Annotated in this window: 15 protein-coding genes; 10 read left to right on the top strand and 5 right to left on the bottom strand. The window is 61.1% G+C overall.

Annotation, left to right across the window (positions count from 1 at the left end; translation table 11 throughout):
• Nucleotides 1-218: 218 nt before the first annotated feature.
• The 5 genes from ilvN to tatB form a co-directional block, all read right to left on the bottom strand.
• Nucleotides 219-725: an acetolactate synthase small subunit gene (ilvN, locus tag HPY65_12945; protein NPU85377.1), complete on the bottom strand. Its 507-nt coding sequence runs from the start codon at nt 723-725 to the stop codon at nt 219-221.
• A 68-nt stretch (nt 726-793) separates the two neighbouring features.
• Nucleotides 794-2467: a biosynthetic-type acetolactate synthase large subunit gene (ilvB, locus tag HPY65_12940; protein NPU85376.1), complete on the bottom strand. Its 1674-nt coding sequence runs from the start codon at nt 2465-2467 to the stop codon at nt 794-796.
• Nucleotides 2468-2757: 290 nt separating this feature from the next.
• Nucleotides 2758-4806, bottom strand: a complete 2049-nt coding sequence (locus HPY65_12935) for a PBP1A family penicillin-binding protein (protein ID NPU85375.1) — start codon at nt 4804-4806, stop codon at nt 2758-2760.
• Nucleotides 4806-5564 carry a twin-arginine translocase subunit TatC gene (tatC, locus tag HPY65_12930; GenBank protein ID NPU85374.1) on the bottom strand — a complete coding sequence of 253 codons (759 nt, stop codon included), beginning with the start codon at nt 5562-5564 and terminating at the stop codon, nt 4806-4808. Before tatC ends, HPY65_12935 begins: the two co-directional genes overlap by 1 nt.
• A gap of 54 nt (nt 5565-5618) precedes the next feature.
• The gene (gene tatB, locus HPY65_12925) at nt 5619-5933 is read right to left on the bottom strand and encodes a twin-arginine translocase subunit TatB (protein ID NPU85373.1); all 315 of its coding nucleotides are present in this window, start codon (nt 5931-5933) and stop codon (nt 5619-5621) included.
• A 134-nt stretch (nt 5934-6067) separates the two neighbouring features.
• Between tatB and HPY65_12920 the strand changes: the two genes are divergently transcribed.
• The 10 genes from HPY65_12920 (at nt 6068) to HPY65_12875 (ending at nt 17663) form a co-directional block, all read left to right on the top strand.
• Nucleotides 6068-7177 (top strand): histone deacetylase, encoded by a 1110-nt coding sequence (locus tag HPY65_12920; protein NPU85372.1) that lies wholly within the window; start codon nt 6068-6070, stop codon nt 7175-7177.
• A gap of 21 nt (nt 7178-7198) precedes the next feature.
• Nucleotides 7199-7486 (top strand): Asp-tRNA(Asn)/Glu-tRNA(Gln) amidotransferase subunit GatC, encoded by a 288-nt coding sequence (gene gatC / locus HPY65_12915; GenBank protein NPU85371.1) that lies wholly within the window; start codon nt 7199-7201, stop codon nt 7484-7486.
• Between the two features lie 181 nt (nt 7487-7667).
• Entirely contained in the window at nt 7668-9122 is a 1455-nt protein-coding gene (gatA, locus tag HPY65_12910) for an Asp-tRNA(Asn)/Glu-tRNA(Gln) amidotransferase subunit GatA (protein NPU85370.1), read from the top strand.
• Entirely contained in the window at nt 9122-10555 is a 1434-nt protein-coding gene (gene gatB, locus HPY65_12905) for an Asp-tRNA(Asn)/Glu-tRNA(Gln) amidotransferase subunit GatB (GenBank protein NPU85369.1), read from the top strand. Before gatA ends, gatB begins: the two co-directional genes overlap by 1 nt.
• A gap of 64 nt (nt 10556-10619) precedes the next feature.
• Complete coding sequence (locus tag HPY65_12900; protein ID NPU85368.1) at nt 10620-11939, top strand: serine protease; 1320 nt, start codon at nt 10620-10622, stop codon at nt 11937-11939.
• A gap of 49 nt (nt 11940-11988) precedes the next feature.
• The gene (gene mtnA / locus HPY65_12895) at nt 11989-13068 is read left to right on the top strand and encodes an S-methyl-5-thioribose-1-phosphate isomerase (GenBank protein ID NPU85367.1); all 1080 of its coding nucleotides are present in this window, start codon (nt 11989-11991) and stop codon (nt 13066-13068) included.
• 104 nt (nt 13069-13172) lie between these two features.
• The gene (gene cas6, locus HPY65_12890) at nt 13173-14165 is read left to right on the top strand and encodes a CRISPR system precrRNA processing endoribonuclease RAMP protein Cas6 (GenBank protein ID NPU85366.1); all 993 of its coding nucleotides are present in this window, start codon (nt 13173-13175) and stop codon (nt 14163-14165) included.
• Nucleotides 14166-14260: 95 nt separating this feature from the next.
• On the top strand, nt 14261-15856 hold the full coding sequence (rmuC, locus tag HPY65_12885; protein ID NPU85365.1) for a DNA recombination protein RmuC: 1596 nt from the start codon (nt 14261-14263) through the stop codon (nt 15854-15856).
• An 82-nt stretch (nt 15857-15938) separates the two neighbouring features.
• Nucleotides 15939-16856, top strand: coding sequence for a TIGR01777 family protein (locus HPY65_12880; protein ID NPU85364.1), 918 nt, complete (start codon nt 15939-15941; stop codon nt 16854-16856).
• Between the two features lie 195 nt (nt 16857-17051).
• The gene (locus HPY65_12875) at nt 17052-17663 is read left to right on the top strand and encodes an HAD family hydrolase (GenBank protein NPU85363.1); all 612 of its coding nucleotides are present in this window, start codon (nt 17052-17054) and stop codon (nt 17661-17663) included.
• The last annotated feature ends 1 nt before the right edge of the window (nt 17664 follow it).

The raw sequence follows: 17664 nt of genomic DNA, 5'->3' as shown, positions 1-17664 counted from the left end.
CTTCGACCGCCTCGGCGTACCCCGGCTCTCATGAACTCAACGACTCGAACCGCCCGGTGCGGACCCGCATGCCGGGTTGTGTGGGAGGGGAACGGTCAGGAATCCTGACCGCCCCTATCCCGATTGGCTCCCTCCCGCGACAGAGGTTGTTCAATCGTGGAAACGGGAGAAACGTGAGAAAGGGTTCTCCTCCGGCAGGGAATGAAAAGAATGGCCGACTAGGTCCGGGGAGTTGCCGCCTCGAAGATTTTTTTAAGCGCCACAGAGCCTGTCCTGTTCATCTCTTCAACACCGAAAGGATCGAAATAGGCCAGAACCGCTTCGTTTTCTGGCCTGGAGCCGGTAGACTCGAGGATGTAATAGCTCTGGCTCATGGTGGCGATGCGGCACCCGAAACGTTCAATCGCCCGCATGATTTCAATGCGGGTTTCTGGAGTGACTTTCACGCCGAAAATCATCAGTTCCCGGTGAAGGAAGGCCGGGCCGGAGAAATCGGATACCTCAAGAACATCGACAAGTTTGTAAAGCTGCTTTTTGATCTTCTCCGTGAAATCGCTGTCGGCGGAACTGGTCAGGGTAATCCTGGATATGTCAGGATTGATCGTTTCCGCGACGCACAGGGTGCTGATGTTGTAACCGCGACTGCTGAAGACGGCTGCGATCCGGGACAGGACACCCGGGCGATTGTTCACGAGCATGGATAGGGTTCGTTCTTCGACGGTCATCTTTATTCCTTTCCTTACGTTCAAATCCGAACGTTCAAACAGGTTACTGAAAAGATCCCTGAAAGGACTCAGTCTGCCTGGCCGAAGATCATCTCCACGTTGGAGCGGCCCGGCGGAATGATGGGAAAGACAAAATTTTCAGAGTCCACGACGGCCTCCAGGAGGTATGGTCCATCGGTCCGGCCCAGGGCTTCTATGCCTTCATCCGAAGCGTTGTCGACTCGGATCCGGCTGGAAGGGATGCCGAAGGCGCGAGCAGCGGCCACAAAGTCCGTTCCTTCACCCAACTCGATGCTGTTGTAGCGGGCATCGAAAAAGAGATTCTGGATCTGTCGGATCATGCCCAGGTGACCGTTATTGAAGACAACGATCTTGATGGGAAGATTGTAGTACCTGATCGTGGCGAGTTCCTGGATATTCATGTAAAACCCGCCATCCCCCGTGATTGCGACAACGCTTCGGGCAGGTGCCCCGATCTTGGCACCGATGGCGGCGGGGACGCTGAATCCCATGGTTCCCATTCCCCCGCTGGTAAGCAGACAGCGAGGAGTGCGGGTACGCCAGGAGCGAACGGTCCAGATCTGGTTGAGGCCGACGTCGGCCACAGCCATGGTGTCATCCGGAAGGGCTTCCTGGATCCTGCGGATGAAGGTCCCGGCAGGACCGCAGCCGCGGTCGGGCACTTTCTCTTCAACGGATGTCCTCTCTTCCGCGATCCGGTTCATCCAATCCGTTCGATCCCGGGGCTCGATCATGGGAATCAAGGTCCGGATTGCCTCCATGGCATCGCCCGTAAAGGGCAGGTCCGCCTTGATATTCTTACTGATGGAGGTAGGGTCGATATCAATGTGGGCAACCGTTGCCAAGGGGGCGAATTCGTCGATCCGGGAAGTGCTCCGGTCGGTGAAGCGGGTTCCCACGGCAAGGATGAAGTCGGACTGGTGAACGATGCTGTTGGCCAGCTCAAAACCGTGGGAGCCGATGAATCCGAGATTCAGGCCGTTGGCGGCGTTCACGGACCCAACCCCCATCATGGTCGTGACAAATGGGAGTTGGGTTTTGGCGATCAGATCCCCCATGAGGTCGCAGGCATTCGCCAGTTTAACCCCTCCACCGATGATGACTACTGGGCGCTCGCTCTGATTGAGGGCGCGTGCGATCCTCTCAATGGCTTCCCTGCCGTCGCTGCCGTTCTTGTATCCGTTCCTGATCGTTTCCTCAACCGGGCCTGCGGGTTCGCATTGTGCCGCCAGGATGTCGCGCGGCAGATCCACCAGTACAGGACCGGGCCGTCCGGAGGTCGCTATTTCAAAGGCCTCGCGAAGATTGGAGGCTAGGTCGTGAATGTTCTTCACCTGGAAACTGTGCTTGGTGATGGGAATGGTCATGCTGATGATGTCCGTTTCCTGAAAGGCGTCGCGGCCCAGGAGGCTCGTGTTGACCTGAGCCGTCAGGGCGACCAGGGGTGACGAATCCATGTAGGCCGTGGCGATTCCCGTGACCATATTGGTAGCGCCGGGGCCGGAGGTGGACAGGCAGACGCCGACTTTTCCCGTCGCCCTGGCGTAGCCGTCGGCGGCATGGGCGGCTGCCTGTTCGTGGCGGACCAGGTAGTGACGGATGGAACTCTCCATGAGGCGGTCATTCAGAGGCAGGGAGTTGGCTCCGGGAAAGCCGAAGATGACATCCACTCCCTGCTCCCTGAGAATCTGGATGACGATGTCCGCACCGATGGTACCCATATTTCAAACTCCTTTCGCTGGTTCAAAAGTGAAAAAGCCGCAGGCGTTTCGCATGCGGCTTTTTGGCAATAAAAAAGCCGCGGTCCGTTCGGGGATCCGCGGCTCGTTTTCCTATGTCAAACCCTCATAGGAACGACGCAGCGGTCCCCGCCGGAACTACTACTACGACTACGGCTACGCTGCGGTCTTTCTGTTTAAAGGGTTTCACGTTCTTCGATTCCTTTTGTAAAAGTGATCGCTACTCTACTGAAGAAGAAAGAAATGTCAAGCTGAAAATTCCGGCTGTAAATTTAAAAGGATGTGTCTTCGTCGTCCTCCGGCAGGCTCTTCGGGACCTGGCCGCTGTCCACGACGGACGACCCTTCCGGTGTGGCCCCCTCCAGAAAGGCTTCGTAAAGGGCTCCTTCCGAGAATCTCACCGGCTGTCCCGTCCGGGGGTCCACCTTGACAAAGACAATCCCCCTGGGAACCGGGAACGGCTCGATGGGAGTTCCCTGGACGGCTTTCTCCATGTAGTACAGCCAGATCGGAGCGGCGGCCCGTCCCCCGACTTCCTGCCTCCCCAGAGCCCGTTCCTGGTCAAAGCCGACCCAGACTCCCGTCACGAGGGAGGGTGTAAAGCCGATGAACCAGGCATCGCGCATGTCATTGGTGGTGCCTGTTTTGCCGGCTGCGGGTCGGCCGATTGCCTTCACCCGGGTTCCGGTTCCGCTCTGAATGACACCCTGCATAACGTATGAAGAGAGAAAAGCGATCCGCGGGTCGATGACCTGCTCCTCCCGGACCTGGGTTTCCTCAAAGACCTGGCCGGTCCGGTCGACGATCTTGCGGATCATGAAGGGCGTCACTCGCTTTCCCTGGTTTGCGAGAACGCCGTAGGATCGGACCATCTCCTCCAGGGTGACGTTGGCCGAACCCAGCGCCAGTGAAAGGTTCCTGGGCAGGGGAGACGTTATCCCCAGATTCGCGGCATACGAAACGGCATAGTCCACGCCGATGGCCTGGAGGATCTTGACGGTGACAACATTCCGTGAATGAACCAGGGCATTTCGGAGCGTCGTCGGGCCGTTGAATTTCCCGTCGAAGTTTCTGGGACGCCAGTATCCATCGGGCTTGGAAGGATCCGGAAACTGAACGGGCGAGTCGTCGATCCGGGTGGAAGGGGTCATCTCCTTGTCGAAGGCAGCCGTGTAGATGAGCGGCTTGAATGACGATCCCGGCTGCCGGCGGGATTGGGTGGCCCGATTGAACTCGCTTTTCTTGAAATCCCTTCCCCCCACCATGGCCTTGATGGCCCCGGTGCGGGCGTCCATGCAGTACAGCGCACCCTGGACGGTTCCAACGGTATATTTCTCACGCTTCTCCAGTTCCCGGAGTCCTTGCTCCACGGCATCCCGCGCTGCTGTCTGCATGGGAATGTTCAGCGTCGTGTAGATCTCGAGGCCCTCTTTGTAGAGGACGTCGCTGCCGTATTTTTCCTGGACGTACCGCCGGATGTTCTCCACGAAATACGGGGCGATTTTATCCTTGGGCCGCACGGAGCGCAGATTCAGAGGCGCCGCCAGCGCGGCTTCCTTCTGTTCCATGGTGATGTATCCGCTTTCCACCATCCGGTCCAGCGTGTAGGCCTGCCGCTGTTTTGCCCGTTCCAGGCTGCTGTAGGGCGAATAATTGCTGGGTGCCTTCGGGAGCCCCGCCAGCATGGCCGCTTCCGGCAGGGTGAGGCTCCGGGCGCTCTTCCCGAAATAGGCCTCCGCCGCCGCCTCCACGCCGTACGTGCCGTGTCCCAGGTAAATGTGGTTGAGGTAGAGGTGAAGGATCTCGTCCTTCGTCAGGTAGCGGTCGATCTTGAAGGCGAGGATGGCCTCCTTGATCTTTCGGATGTAGCTTCGTTCGGGGGTCAGGAACAGGGACTTGGCCACCTGTTGTGTGATTGTGCTCCCCCCCTGTACGACGCGTCCCGCCTCGATGTTCTTGAAGAATGCCCGTGAGATGCTCTGGAGGTCGAAGCCGCGGTGCTGGTAAAAACGTGCATCCTCGGCGGCTACAAAGGCCTGGACAACCACCGGGGGCAGGTCCTGGATGCGGACGACTTTCCGGTCCTCCAGGAAGAACTCGTCCACCAACTCGTTGTTGTCGGAATAGACCCGCGTGGCGATACTGGGGCGGTAATCCTTCAGGGTGGCGATGCTGGGCAGTTCCTTCAGGAGAACATAATAGAGGACCGTGCTGCCGATCACCAGAAGGGCGATGACAGTGAGAATCCCTGCAATCAGAATGGTCCCGATGCCCGAGATGTTCCTCGTACGACGCTTTCTTTTTCCGAATGGTCCGGCCATCATCCTGCCTCGGAGGACTCCGCCTCTTCCTCCGCCTCCGTCTCATCCTTTTTCCTATTCTTCTCGGCGAATCGCGACACGAAAATGCTGATCTCGTAAAGGAAAAGGAGCGGGATGGCCATCAGGATCTGGCTGAGGGCGTCCGGTGAGGGCGTGAGCACCGCGGCGGCGATGAATATGACGAGAATGGCGTAGCGCCGCTGGCGGGAGAGCATTCGCGAGTTCACGATCCCGATCTTCGTCATGAAGAAGATGAACACGGGCATTTCAAAAGACAGGCCGAAGGCCAGAAGGAACTTGAGCGACAGGTCCAGGTACTCCCGGAAGGAGATCATGGGCTTCAGGAAGTCCGTCGAGAATTCGAGAAAGAATGAGAAGGCCGGCGGCAGAGCAATGTAATACCCGAACAGAACGCCGCCGATGAACAGGATCGACGACGAGATGACGAACGGAGCCACGTAGCGCTTTTCCTTCTTGTACAGGCCCGGGGAGATAAACTTCCAGACCTGGTATAACGTGAAGGGGCTGGTCAGGAAGAGGGACGCGAAAAAGGCGATTTTCATATGGATGAAAAAGGCCTCCGGCAGCCCCGTAAAGATCATATGGCTGTTCTTCGGCATCGCATCGGCCAGGGGCTTCGTGATGATCGCGAAGAAGAAGTCCTTGAAAATGTAGCAAGCGACGAAGCCGATCCCCACAACAATCAGGATTCGAACCAGACGCGTCCGCAGTTCCAGCAGATGACTGGTGAGAGGCAGCTTCTCTTCGGCGGAATCGTTCATGATCGGCGGCGGATAGGCTTTGCGGAGTCGTCAGGAATGAGACGAATCCAGGGGTTTCTGGGGCGGGGCGGAGGTTGTCTCAGGGTTGGTATCCGTTGATTTTTCCTTGTCATCGGCTTCCTTTTTGGCTTCTGTGATGGAGTCCTTCAGATCCTCCGCCTCCTTCTTCAGGTCATCGGCCTGGAGGGAATTTTTCACTCCCTCGGACACGTCCTCGGCGGCTCTCTTGAATTCCGAGAATCCTTTCCCGAGGGATTTCGCCAAGTCGGGAAGCTTTTTGGGCCCCACGACCAGGAGGGCGATAATGGCGATGATGATGAGTTCCTGCATGCCGATGCCGAACATGGCAACCAATACTCCCGTATCCGTGATTCGCGGTATATAGGTGCACTTCCCGGGGTTTGTCAATCCTTTTTCCCGAGGCCTTCGGGAGCCAATTCCTTTGCATTTTGGGGGACCTTGTGGTACGGAGCGGTCCGATGGAAACGTCGCCGGAGACCTTCGGCGACGCCTCGGGCCGATTCGAGGGAGCCATGGCCAGAAAAACAGGGGTCGTAAGAGATAATCGATACTTGCGTCATGGAGCAGGGGAGTTTCATCCGGAGAACTACCGACGCCTCGAGGTCATCCATGCCATTCTCGATACTCCCGACATGGCCGGTAAACTCTTCCCCATCCCCCCCCGGCATGCCACCCGGGACGAAATCCTGAGGCTGCACTCGGAAGCATATTTTCGCAAGATTGCATCAACGGCAGGTGAGCCCTGTACCCCCCTGGACCCGGACACGGAAGCATGTGCGGATTCCTTTGACACAGCCCTCCTGGCCGTGGGCGGACTTCTCAATGCCATCGACGCCGTTCTGGACGGGTCCCTGGACAATGCCTTCGCCTTTGTCCGGCCCCCGGGGCATCATGCGGAGAGACATGCCTCCGGCGGCTTCTGCCTCTTCAACAACATCGCCCTTGGCGCTGCGCACGCTTTGGCGGTCCGCGGCCTCAAGCGGATCCTGATCGTCGATTGGGACCTTCATCACGGAAACGGGACACAGGACCTTTTCTACGGGGATCCGAGGGTGCTCTACTTTTCCACCCACCAGTTTCCGGCGTACCCGGGTTCCGGGGCGGTTGACGAAATCGGCCAGGGAGAGGCGAAGGGTTATACCATCAACATTCCGCTTGCCGCGGGCTCGGGAAATGCCCATTATGTAAAAGTGTTCCGGCAGATTCTGCAGCCCGTTGCCCGGATGTTCCGGCCGGAGCTGATCCTGGTGTCGGCCGGGTTCGATACGTACGATGGAGACCCCCTGGGGGACATGCGAGTGACGCCGGACGGCTTCGCCTGCCTCACCCGACTGCTCATGAACCTGGCCGATGAGCTGTGCGGCGGGAAGATCGTGCTGGTGCTTGAGGGAGGATATGATTTGCGGGGCCTTGCCCGTTCCGTCCGGGCCGTGCTCAAGGAGCTGACCGACGATACGCATGTGACGGATGATGAACTGGACCGCCTGGAGACCGACGCCGTCATGTGGAGGAGTTCCGTTCTCAGCAGGGTCATGGAGCGTCTGGCCCCGTTCTGGCCCGTATTTTGACCTGATCCGGAGGAATATGTCTTGAAGATCACGAAAGATGAAGTGGCCTATGTGGCCCATCTGGCAAGGCTGGAGTTCGGCGGGGAGGAGATGGAGAAATTCACTTCCCAGCTCAACGATATCCTGCTGTATATGGAAAAACTGAACGAGGCGGACACGACCGGCGTGGAGCCGATGACCCATGCCATCGCACAGAAAAACGCCTTCCGGGAGGACATGATCCGCTCCTCTCTTCCCATCGGAGAGGCCCTGTCCAACGCACCGGACCCGAAGGGGGAATTCTTTCGCGTTCCCAAGGTTATCGAATGAAGGTCCCGGAAAAAGTCCCTGTGCTGCAATCGGCTTTCTCCCTCCTGCCGGCGGCGTACACACCGTTACGCCTTGCTTGTCGGGATTCGCGCGCCATGCCGCTGGAGCTTTCGAAGGGGCTGTTTTACGGCAGACTGGCAATAGCATCTCAGGAAGAACATCCGCAATACTAGAGGAACCCATGGAATATTGTGAGCTTACGATCCACGAACTGCAGGAGCATATCCGGGGCGGGGTCTCTTCCGCCGACATCGTCGCCTCCGTCTTCCGGAAGATCGACGCCGTCGAGAAAAGCATCCACGCCTACATCACCCTCCTCAAGGAGGAGGCCTTCCGTGAGGCGGCCCGGGCGGACGAGGAAATCCGGAAGGGCAATATCCGGCCCCTGACCGGGATCCCCATTGCCTTGAAGGACATTTACTGTACCCGGGGCATCCCGACCACCTGCGGGTCCCGGATCCTCCAGAATTTCATCGCCCCCTACGACGCCACGATCGTGGAGAAGCTCCGGGAGGCGGGGGCGATTTTTACGGGAAAGACCAACATGGACGAATTCGCCATGGGGTCCTCGACGGAGACCTCCTGGTTCGGGGTTACGAAAAATCCCTGGGATCTCGACCGCATTCCCGGCGGGTCCAGCGGCGGTTCGGCCGCGGCGGTGGCCGCCGATATGTGCATCGCCTCCCTGGGATCCGACACAGGCGGTTCCATCCGGCAGCCGGCGGCCCTCTGCGGCGTGGTGGGGCTGAAGCCCACCTACGGCCGTGTTTCCCGGTTCGGGCTGGTGGCCTTCGCCTCGTCCCTCGACCAGATCGGTCCCTTCACCAAGGACGTGGAGGACTGCGCCATCCTGCTGAACGCCATCGCCGGCTACGATCCCCGCGAATCGACGTCGGTCCCGGAGGACGTGCCCGACTATCGGCAGTTCCTCGGCCGGGACATCCGGGGCTGGAAGGTGGGCATCCCGAAGGAATACTTCATCGAGGGAATCGACCCGGAGGTCGAGGCCCTGGTCCGGCAGACCGTCAAGGTGGTGGAAGGACTCGGCGCCGAGGCGGTGCCGGTGTCCCTCCCCCACACGCAATACTGCCTCGCGGTTTATTACATCGTCGCTCCCGCAGAGGCCTCCTCCAACCTGGCCCGCTATGACGGCGTCAAGTACGGCTATCGGAATCTGGACGGTCGAGACCTCCTGGAGATGTACAAGAAGACCCGCTCCCAGGGATTCGGTGCGGAGGTCAAGCGCCGCATCATGATCGGCACCTATGCGCTGTCAGCGGGCTATTACGACGCCTACTACAAGAAGGCCTCCCAGGTGCGGGCCCTCATCCGGCAGGATTTCGACGAGGCGTTCCGGTCCTGCGATGTGATCCTAACCCCCACGACGCCCACGCCGGCCTTCCGGGTCGGTGAGAAGACCGATGATCCCCTCCAGATGTACCTGTCGGACATCTTCACCATCTCGACGAACCTGGCGGGGATCCCCGGGATCTCCGTCCCCTGCGGGTACACGGCGGCGGGCCTTCCCGTCGGGGTCCAGTTCCTGGCGGGCCATTTTCAGGAGGGAAAGCTCCTCCAGTTCGCCTCGGCCTACGAGGCGGGCGCCGATTTTCAGAAAAGGAGACCGAATCTCTGATGGAATACGAACCCGTCATCGGGCTGGAAGTCCATGCCCAGATGCTGACGTACTCGAAGATCTTCTGCGGCTGCTCCACCACGTTCGGGGAGGGCCCCAACAGCCAGACCTGCCCGGTCTGCCAGGGCATGCCGGGAGTTCTGCCGGTCCTCAATAAAAAAGTGGTCGAGTTCGCCATGAAGATGAGCCTGGCCACCTCCTGCCGCATCAATCCCGAATGCGTCTTCGCCAGGAAGAACTATTTCTATCCGGACCTCCCGAAAGGATACCAGATTTCCCAGTACGCCCATCCGCTGTCGGAGTTCGGTTACGTGGACATCGAACTGAACGGCGGGAAGAAGCGCATCGGCATCACCCGCATTCACATGGAAGAGGACGCGGGGAAACTCATTCATGACGAGCACAATCCCTCGAGTTACGTGGACCTGAACCGGACCGGCGTGCCCCTGATCGAGATCGTCAGCGAACCGGATATGCGGAGCGCCGAAGAGGCCGCGGCCTATCTGCGGCGCCTCCACGAGATCCTGGTCTACCTGGAGGTCTGCGACGGCAACATGGAGCAGGGGAGCTTCCGCTGCGATGCCAATGTGTCGCTGCGTCCCCGCGGGACGGAGGCCTTCGGCATCCGGGCGGAACTGAAGAACATGAACTCCTTCCGGAACGTCCAGCGTGCTCTGGAATACGAGATCAAGCGCCAGCAGTACGTCCTCGAGGGCGGCGGCCAAGTCGTGCAGGAGACGCGGCTGTGGGACGACACCCAGGGCGTGACCCACTCCATGCGCGGCAAGGAGGAGGCCCACGACTACCGGTACTTCCCGGATCCGGACCTGGTTCCGGTCCAGGTCGGCGAGGTCTGGATCGAGGAGATCCGGAAGACCCTCCCGGAGCTTCCCCTGGAAAAACGGGAGCGTTTCCTCCGGGAATACGGCATTCCGGCCTATGACGCCGGCGTTCTCACGGCCAGCCGGGCACTGGCGGACTACTACGAAGCGGTCGTCCGGCTCAGTGAAAAACCGAAGGCGGCGAGCAACTGGGTCATGGGCGACATCCTGCGGTTCCTCAACGAGGACCGGCGCGACATCCGGGATTGTCCCATCTCCGCGGAGTCCCTGGCGGAGATGATCGTCCTCATCGAGGACGGCACCATCAGCGGAAAGATCGCCAAGGAGGTCGTCGAGGAGATGTACCGGAGCGGCAAGCCGCCCCGGGCCGTCATCGAGGAGAAAGGGCTGGTCCAGATCACCGACGAGGGAGCCCTGGTCTCGACCATCGAGGCCGTCATGGCGGCCAATCCGGCCCAGCTCGAACAGTTCCGCTCCGGGAAGGATAAGGTGTTCGGTTTCTTCGTCGGCCAGGTCATGAAGGCGACCCAGGGAAAGGCGAATCCGCAGCTCGTCAACGACCTTCTGAAAAAGATGCTCCCGGGAACATGATCGGGATCGGTCGGAACCGGATTCCTCTGTGCGGGAACCGGTTCTCTCAGCCGGGGGAAGGACCGTGAAGACACTCTTCAATATCCTGTTGTTCCCGGCCGTCCTCCTGGGAGTCCTCCTGCTGGTTTACCGCCGCCGCCTCGGAGAGTTGTGGACCGATCTCCGGAATCTCTTCTCCAACCGTTTCGTTCTGGTTGGTCTCCCTGTTTTCGTTCTTGCGGTCGTTGGCATTCTCTATTGGGCAGGCCGGGATCAGTTGTCGCCCCCGGCTCCCGTCGTCCCGGGACCCGAAGCGGGAGTTCCCGTCGCGGCACCGCCAACTCCGGCGCCAACGGGAACTGCGCTCCAGGACGTTTCGGCTCTCTACCGGAAAATCGGTCCGTCCGTCGTGGCGATCTATACATATAATGAGCGGCGGGAGAACCTCGGCCGGGGAAGCGGTTTTTTCCATGGCGCCTCCGGCCAGGTCGTCACCAACCTGCACGTACTGCGAGCAGCCCACTCCGCGCAGATCAAGACCGCCGCCGGGAAAGTCTATCCCGTAGCGGGAATCACGGCCCGGGATGTCGCCGGCGATCTTGCGCTGCTGTCGGTGACCATGCCCTGGGCCGAGAGCCTTCCCCTGGCTGTGACAGCGGCCCTCCCGGAAGTCGGGGAGCGGGTGATCGTAGTGGGAAGTCCTTTCGGACTCGAGCAGACCGTCTCGGACGGAATCGTTTCGGCCATCCGGGAGACGGAGGAACGGGGCCGGGTCCTGCAGATCACCGCGCCCATTTCGCCTGGCTCCAGCGGGAGTCCCGTGGTGAATCTCCGGGGAGAGGTCATCGGCGTCGCGTTCCTTCAGTTCAGCGGCGGGCAGAATCTGAACTTCTGCATCTCCGGCGAGCGGGTGACCCGGCTGGCCGCCGCCGCCGGTACCCCGGTATCCCTGGCGGGAGGGACCGCGGCGAGCGGCGTTGCGGGAGGGAAGCAGACGTTCTGTTATCTCGATGAGAAAGGAACCGTCCGCTTCAGCGATTCCACGACAAATCCTCGGTACAGCTACCAGCTCATCTCGGCCCCTGACGGCTCCCTGGACCGGAACCGTTACGAACGCTGGGTATTCGAACAGATCGGCGGCAATCCGCAGGATATCGACCCCCAGGCCGCCGTGACCCGTGCGAAAGAGGATCTGCCGAATCTGTTCCGGCAGGTTTTCTCGTCCCAATACGACATGAGCGATCTCCCGAATATGCCTGAAGATGCCCGGAATCACTGGGAAAGGGTGGTAAACCATCATCTTGCCAATGCCTACAATGGCGCCGTGCAGAAGCGGAACCGGGCGATTCTCCAGTATCGGGTGATGATGGATGCGTTTCAGATACACGCGATATCCCGGCGGTAATAGGGAGCGTCACGGGAAAAACGGGGTTGCATCCCTGGAAGAGGAAGAAATGATCCGAACGGTTTTCTGGCAGAACGGAACGGTCGGGATGATCGACCAGAAAGCGCTTCCCCTGGAGGAGCGGTACCTCGCCATCGAGCGCTGGGAGGATGTTGCGGAGGCCATCCGGGACCTCACCGTCCGGGGCGCGCCGGCCATCGGGGTGGCCGCCGCCCTGGGCATCGCCCTGGGTGTGCGGAACACCGACGCCGCCACAGAGGAGGAACTCCGGGCGTCTTTTGAGGGAATCTGCAAAACCTTTGCGAAAACCCGGCCGACGGCGGTCAATCTGTTTTGGGCCATCGAGCGGATGAAAAAAAGTTTTCGCACCGCTCTGGCCGATCAATCCGGCGTTTCCTGGGCGGAGCGCCTGGCTGCCCTCAGGGAGGTCCTGCTTCGGGAAGCCGTCCACATCCACGATGCGGATATTGCAGCGAACCGGGCTATGGGACTCCATGGCCGGGTCCTTCTGGAAGACGGGGACGGCGTCCTTACCCACTGCAATGCCGGGGCGCTGGCGACGGCCGGTTACGGGACCGCCCTCGGGGTGATCCGGGCAGCTTATGGGGAAGGGAAAAGACTGACCGTGTATGTGGACGAGACGCGGCCCGTCCTGCAGGGAGCGAGGCTCACCGCATGGGAATTGACGAAAGAAGGCATCCCCGCCGTTCTGATCACCGACAACATGGCGGCATTCCTCATGAAGCAGGGAAAGGTCCGGAAGGTTATCACCGGGGCCGACCGTATTGCCGCCAACGGCGATGCGGCGAACAAGATCGGTACTTACGGCGTGGCCGTCCTGGCGGAGGCCCACGGGATTCCGTTTTACATCGCCGCCCCTCTCTCGACGATCGACCTCACCATGGCCACAGGGGATGCCATCCCCATCGAGGAGCGGGATTCCTCGGAAGTGACCATCCTCGCCGGAAGAAGAATCGCCCCGGAGGGCATCGCCGTCTACAACCCCGCTTTCGACGTCACGCCTGCCCGCCTGATCACCGCGATTGTCACCGAGGCCGGCATTGCCCGGCCACCGTACGAAAAATCGCTGGCGGCGCTTGGTCTATCGAAGGCTGACATATCCCTGTAAGCGGTGGAACGATTGCTTTCACGCGGTATAAGTGGTAGTGCAGCGCCTGCTTCTCGGCCTTTTCTTTTCCGATTGAAACCTCTGAGCCCGCGGCTGCGGGATACATGGAGACCTTCCCGATGCTATGCGGATACTACCGGTTCCACGGAACACTCCTGGACGATGCCGTCCTTCCCGAATCCAAGGGATCGATCTTCCGAAACACCTTCGGCCTGGCTCTCCGGCATGTCGTCTGTGCGATGAAACAGAAGGACTGTGCCGGCTGCATCCTTGACCGGCGCTGCCTTTACCCTCTCCTGTTCTCGAGCCCGCCTCCGGCGAATCACCATCTGCTGCCCCCGTTCCCCAAGGGAAAGATCCGCTCCACGACCATCCCTTCCCCCTTCGTCATCGAACCGCCGGAAACAACCGGGACCTCGTTCCGGCGCGAGGACCCTTTCGATTTCGGATTGATCCTCTTCGGTAGAAGCAACGAACACATTCTCCATTTCATCCAGACCTTCGAAGAGATGGGACGGCTGGGAATCGGCCGCCGAATGGAGAAGGGCCGCTCGCGTTTTGTCGTCGCTTCCGTCGTGGCAGGCGACGAAATCATCTGGCACGGCCGCGAGCGTAGTCTCCGGGAAGGCGATTTCGCCGAAGACCTGCGGGCAGGACTCCTGGCGGATGCGGAAAAGGCGTTGTCGTCCCCGGTTACCGCCGTCACCGTGCACCTGGTCTCGCCGCTCGTCGGAATCGCCGGGTCGAGCCGGGAGGACGTCCTGTCCTTCCCCGTCCTGGTGCAGTCCATCCTGGGCCGGATCCTCACACTCAACAGGACCTACGGGAAAGGACAACTGTCACTCGACGCACCTGGGCTCATCTCCAGGGCAGCCGGCGTGCGGGTGATGAAGTCGAGCCTCCGGCGGAGGGGGGAGGAACGTCCGGGCCGACGGCCCGATTCATCCGCGCATTCCGGGAGGGTTGTCGGCGAAGTGACCTATGAAGGTCCCCTCGGAGAGTTCCTGCCCTATCTTCGTTTTTGCGAGCGGACCCACCTGGGTCGGGAGACAGCCTGGGGGGCGGGGAAGATCCGGGTCCATTCCGTGCAACCCTGACGCAGCCGGGCCGGAACGGGGGCTCCCGTCCGTTTCCCTGCACATCAGGCCTTTGTCCCGGACAGTGGAAAGGAGAAGATTCCATGGAAGTGTGGATGTATCCGGTTTTCCTTGCCGTCGGCGTTCTGATCGGGGCGGTGATCGCCCGGATGATCCTGGGGAAGAAGGCCTCCACCGATGCGGATTCGGCGGCCGTCTGGGATGGCGAGAAGGCCGTCCTGACGGAGCGCCTGGCGGCGAAAGATTTCCAGATCCGGGATCTGAAGGAAGCCGCCGAGCGGTCGGGAGAATCCCTGGCTCGGATCAGGGATGAGCAAAAAGCCGAATCGAACGCCCGGGCTGCCGCCGAGGAGAGAAACGCCCGCATTCCTCAACTGGAGGATGCCCTCCGGACCAGGGAGGTGGAGTCGGACCGCCTGCGGATGGACATGGCCGCTTTGCAGGCGCGGATCGCCGAGGTGGAGGCCCGCGCCGAGGAGGAGCGAAAAGGGGCGGCCGAGAAAATCGCCCTCCTGGACGAGGCCCGCCGGAAGCTGGGAGATGCCTTCCAGGCCCTGTCGGCGGAAGCGCTCAAGAGCAACAACCAGTCGTTTCTGGAACTGGCGAAGGCATCCCTGGAAAAATACCAGGAGGCGGCCCGGGGTGATCTGGAGGCGCGGAGTAAGGCCGTTGAGGCCCTGGTGAACCCGATCCGGGAGTCCCTGGAGAAAGTGGACGTCAAGATCCAGGAAATCGAGAAGGAGCGGACCTCCGCTTACTCGGGCCTCCTGGAGCAGATCCGTTCGATGGCCTCCGCCCAGTCGCAGCTTACGGCGGAGACGTCGAACCTCGTGAAGGCGCTCCGGGCGCCGGCCGTCCGGGGCCGCTGGGGAGAGATCCAGCTCCAGCGGGTCGTCGAACTGGCAGGCATGGTGGAACATTGCGATTTCAACCAGCAGGAAACCTTTGCGACGGAGGACGGTTCGGCCCGTCCCGACCTGATCGTCCGACTTCCGAGTAACCGGAGCATCGTCGTCGATTCGAAGGCGCCTCTCCAGGCATACCTGGATGCGCTGGAGGCGAAGGACGAGGCAGTCCGGGTCGAGCGGCTGAAGGCCCATGCCCAGCAGATCCGCGTTCATCTGACCAAGCTCTCTGCCAAGACCTATTCCGCCCATGTCTCCCCGTCACCGGAGTTTGTCGTCCTGTTCCTTCCCGGGGAGACGTTCTTCAGCGCCGCTCTCGAGCAGGATCCGTCGCTGATCGAGTTCGGGGTCGACAAAGGGGTGATCCTGGCGACACCGACCACCCTGATCGCCCTCCTCCGAGCCGTCGCCTACGGGTGGAGGCAGGAGCGGATCGCCGAGAACGCCCAGGCCATCAGCGACATGGGGAAGACGCTCTACGACCGGCTGCTCACATTGGCCGGCCACTTTGACGGCCTCCGCGCGGGGCTGGAACGGGCGGTAGGTGCCTACAACGAGGCTGTCGGTTCCCTGGAGAGCCGTGTTCTCGTGAGCGCTCGGAGGTTCAAGGAGTTTGGTGCAGCGACGGGAAAGGACCTGCCCGAGGTCAGCACGGTCGATCGCGCAACCCGTACTCTTAAATACGCCGCCAGTGTTGAAAACGGGAGGTCAGTGAGGAACGGAGAGGAGAACGAGGCCGGGGAGGTGGCGGATGAACGACCTCCGTCTCCGGCAGGCAGCGCATAGGCCAGTGCCGGAGGGCGAGGGCGGAACCGGAGTCCATTCCCGAAGGAGGATGTGAACAGGGCAGGCTGGGGAGGGACCCACCATGATGATCTTTATGACGGGAGGCACGGGTTTCGTCGGGACGAAACTGACAAAGGCCTTCACGGCGAGGGGACACGAGGTCACGATTCTCACCCGTCCGGGGGAGGGACGGCCGGCACTGCCGGCGGGAGCCCGATACCTGGAGGGAGACCCGACCCGGCCCGGTCCCTGGCAAGACCGGGCGGTGACCCATGAGGTGTTCATCAATCTGGCGGGAGCCTCAATTTTCAGCCGCTGGACAGAGCGGCGTAAGCGGGACCTCCGGGAGAGCCGGATTCTCACCACCCGGAACCTCGTAGAAGCCCTTCGAGGCCGGAGCGGAAGGGAGACCCACCTGCTCAGCACTTCTGCCGTCGGGTATTATGGATTCCACGACGAGGGCGACCTCCATGAAAGCGATGGACTGGGCGAAGACTTCCTGGCCCGCCTGGCCGTGGACTGGGAGGCCGAGGCAATGCGAGCCCGCGAGGCGGGGGTACGCGTCATGACCTGTCGCTTCGGCATCGTCCTGGGCCGGGGCGGCGGCGCCCTGGCGCCCTTGGAGCGCCTTTTCCGGCTCCATGCCGGAAGCCCCGTGGGCAGCGGCAGGCAGTGGTTCTCCTGGATTCACGAGGGTGACCTGGCCCGCATCTTTCTGTACCTGATGGAGCGGACCGATCTCGACGGCCCCTTCAACTGCACCGCACCCGGCCCGGTGCGGAACACAGAGTTCACGCGGGCCCTGGCGGACGCCCTCCGCGTCCCCGCCTTTCTTCCACCGGTGCCGGGCTTCCTGATGCGCCTCGTCCTGGGCGAGTTCGGCGGGGTGATCCTGAAGGGTCAGAAGGTCATGCCGGGACGGCTCCTGAAGGAGGGGTTCCACTTCCAGTTCCCCGACCTTCCGTCGGCGCTGGAAGACCTGCTGCCGTCCCGTCCATAATGCGAAAGCCGGGAAGTTCGGGCGTGAATCCCGCGTTTTGCCGCCATGGGTGGAACAGGGATGATTCCCCCGTCCTTTGCTTGCGTTCGGCGGATACTCCGGCTATAGAGACAAACCTCCGCCGGAGACGCTGGCCGACCCTTCCTTCCCTCAGCGACGACCGGCGCAAGAACACCGGATGGAGTATGCCGACCGATGAAGCTGTTTCTCTTCGACTTTGACGGCGTGATCGCCGATTCGCTGGAGACCTACGAGTGGACGGTGCGGGAGTGCCTGAACCGCATCGGCCAGCCCATCGTAAAAAACAGGGCCGACTTTCTGGAGCTGTTCGAAGGGAACTTCTATGAGGAGATCGTCCGCCGGGGGGTGAATCTGGAGGAGTTCCTGAAGGCCTCACCGGGCGTTCTGGCAGAGGTCGACTTCACTTCGATGCGGCTCTTCCCCTTTCTGTTGCCCGTTCTGGAGAAGCTGTGCGAGGGGAACGCGCTTTTGATCATCTCCTCCAGCGGCTCCCGGTCCATCCGGAAGACCCTGGAGAGCAACCGCTTCAACGGCTGTTTCCGGGCCATCCTGGGATCCGACTTCATGCTCAGCAAGACCGCCAAGATCACCCATGCCATGGAGTCCTATGAAATCGACAAGGACTGCACCTATTACATCGGGGACACGGCGGGAGACATCCGCGAGGCCAAGCAGGCAGGGGTGAAGGCGGTCGCCGTCACCTGGGGCTGGCACAGCCGGGAGACCCTCGTGGCAGCGGAGCCGGATCTGATTGCCGACGCCCCGGAGGATCTGCTGAAGATCTGAT

It is taken from the genome of Syntrophaceae bacterium, from assembly GCA_013177825.1.
Taxonomy (GTDB): Bacteria; Desulfobacterota; Syntrophia; order Syntrophales; family PHBD01; genus PHBD01.
This window is presented reverse-complemented; position numbering and strand designations above follow the sequence as displayed.

Coding starts and splice junctions, on each gene's coding strand:
- rmuC (NPU85365.1), top strand. CDS start 14,261: ATGTATCCGGTTTTCCTTGCCGTCGGCGTTCTGATCGGGGCGGTGATC.
- HPY65_12880 (NPU85364.1), top strand. CDS start 15,939: ATGATGATCTTTATGACGGGAGGCACGGGTTTCGTCGGGACGAAACTG.
- ilvN (NPU85377.1), bottom strand. CDS start 725: ATGACCGTCGAAGAACGAACCCTATCCATGCTCGTGAACAATCGCCCG.
- HPY65_12935 (NPU85375.1), bottom strand. CDS start 4,806: ATGGCCGGACCATTCGGAAAAAGAAAGCGTCGTACGAGGAACATCTCG.
- mtnA (NPU85367.1), top strand. CDS start 11,989: ATGATCCGAACGGTTTTCTGGCAGAACGGAACGGTCGGGATGATCGAC.
- tatB (NPU85373.1), bottom strand. CDS start 5,933: ATGTTCGGCATCGGCATGCAGGAACTCATCATCATCGCCATTATCGCC.
- gatA (NPU85370.1), top strand. CDS start 7,668: ATGGAATATTGTGAGCTTACGATCCACGAACTGCAGGAGCATATCCGG.
- HPY65_12920 (NPU85372.1), top strand. CDS start 6,068: ATGGAAACGTCGCCGGAGACCTTCGGCGACGCCTCGGGCCGATTCGAG.
- cas6 (NPU85366.1), top strand. CDS start 13,173: ATGGAGACCTTCCCGATGCTATGCGGATACTACCGGTTCCACGGAACA.
- gatB (NPU85369.1), top strand. CDS start 9,122: ATGGAATACGAACCCGTCATCGGGCTGGAAGTCCATGCCCAGATGCTG.
- ilvB (NPU85376.1), bottom strand. CDS start 2,467: ATGGGTACCATCGGTGCGGACATCGTCATCCAGATTCTCAGGGAGCAG.
- HPY65_12875 (NPU85363.1), top strand. CDS start 17,052: ATGAAGCTGTTTCTCTTCGACTTTGACGGCGTGATCGCCGATTCGCTG.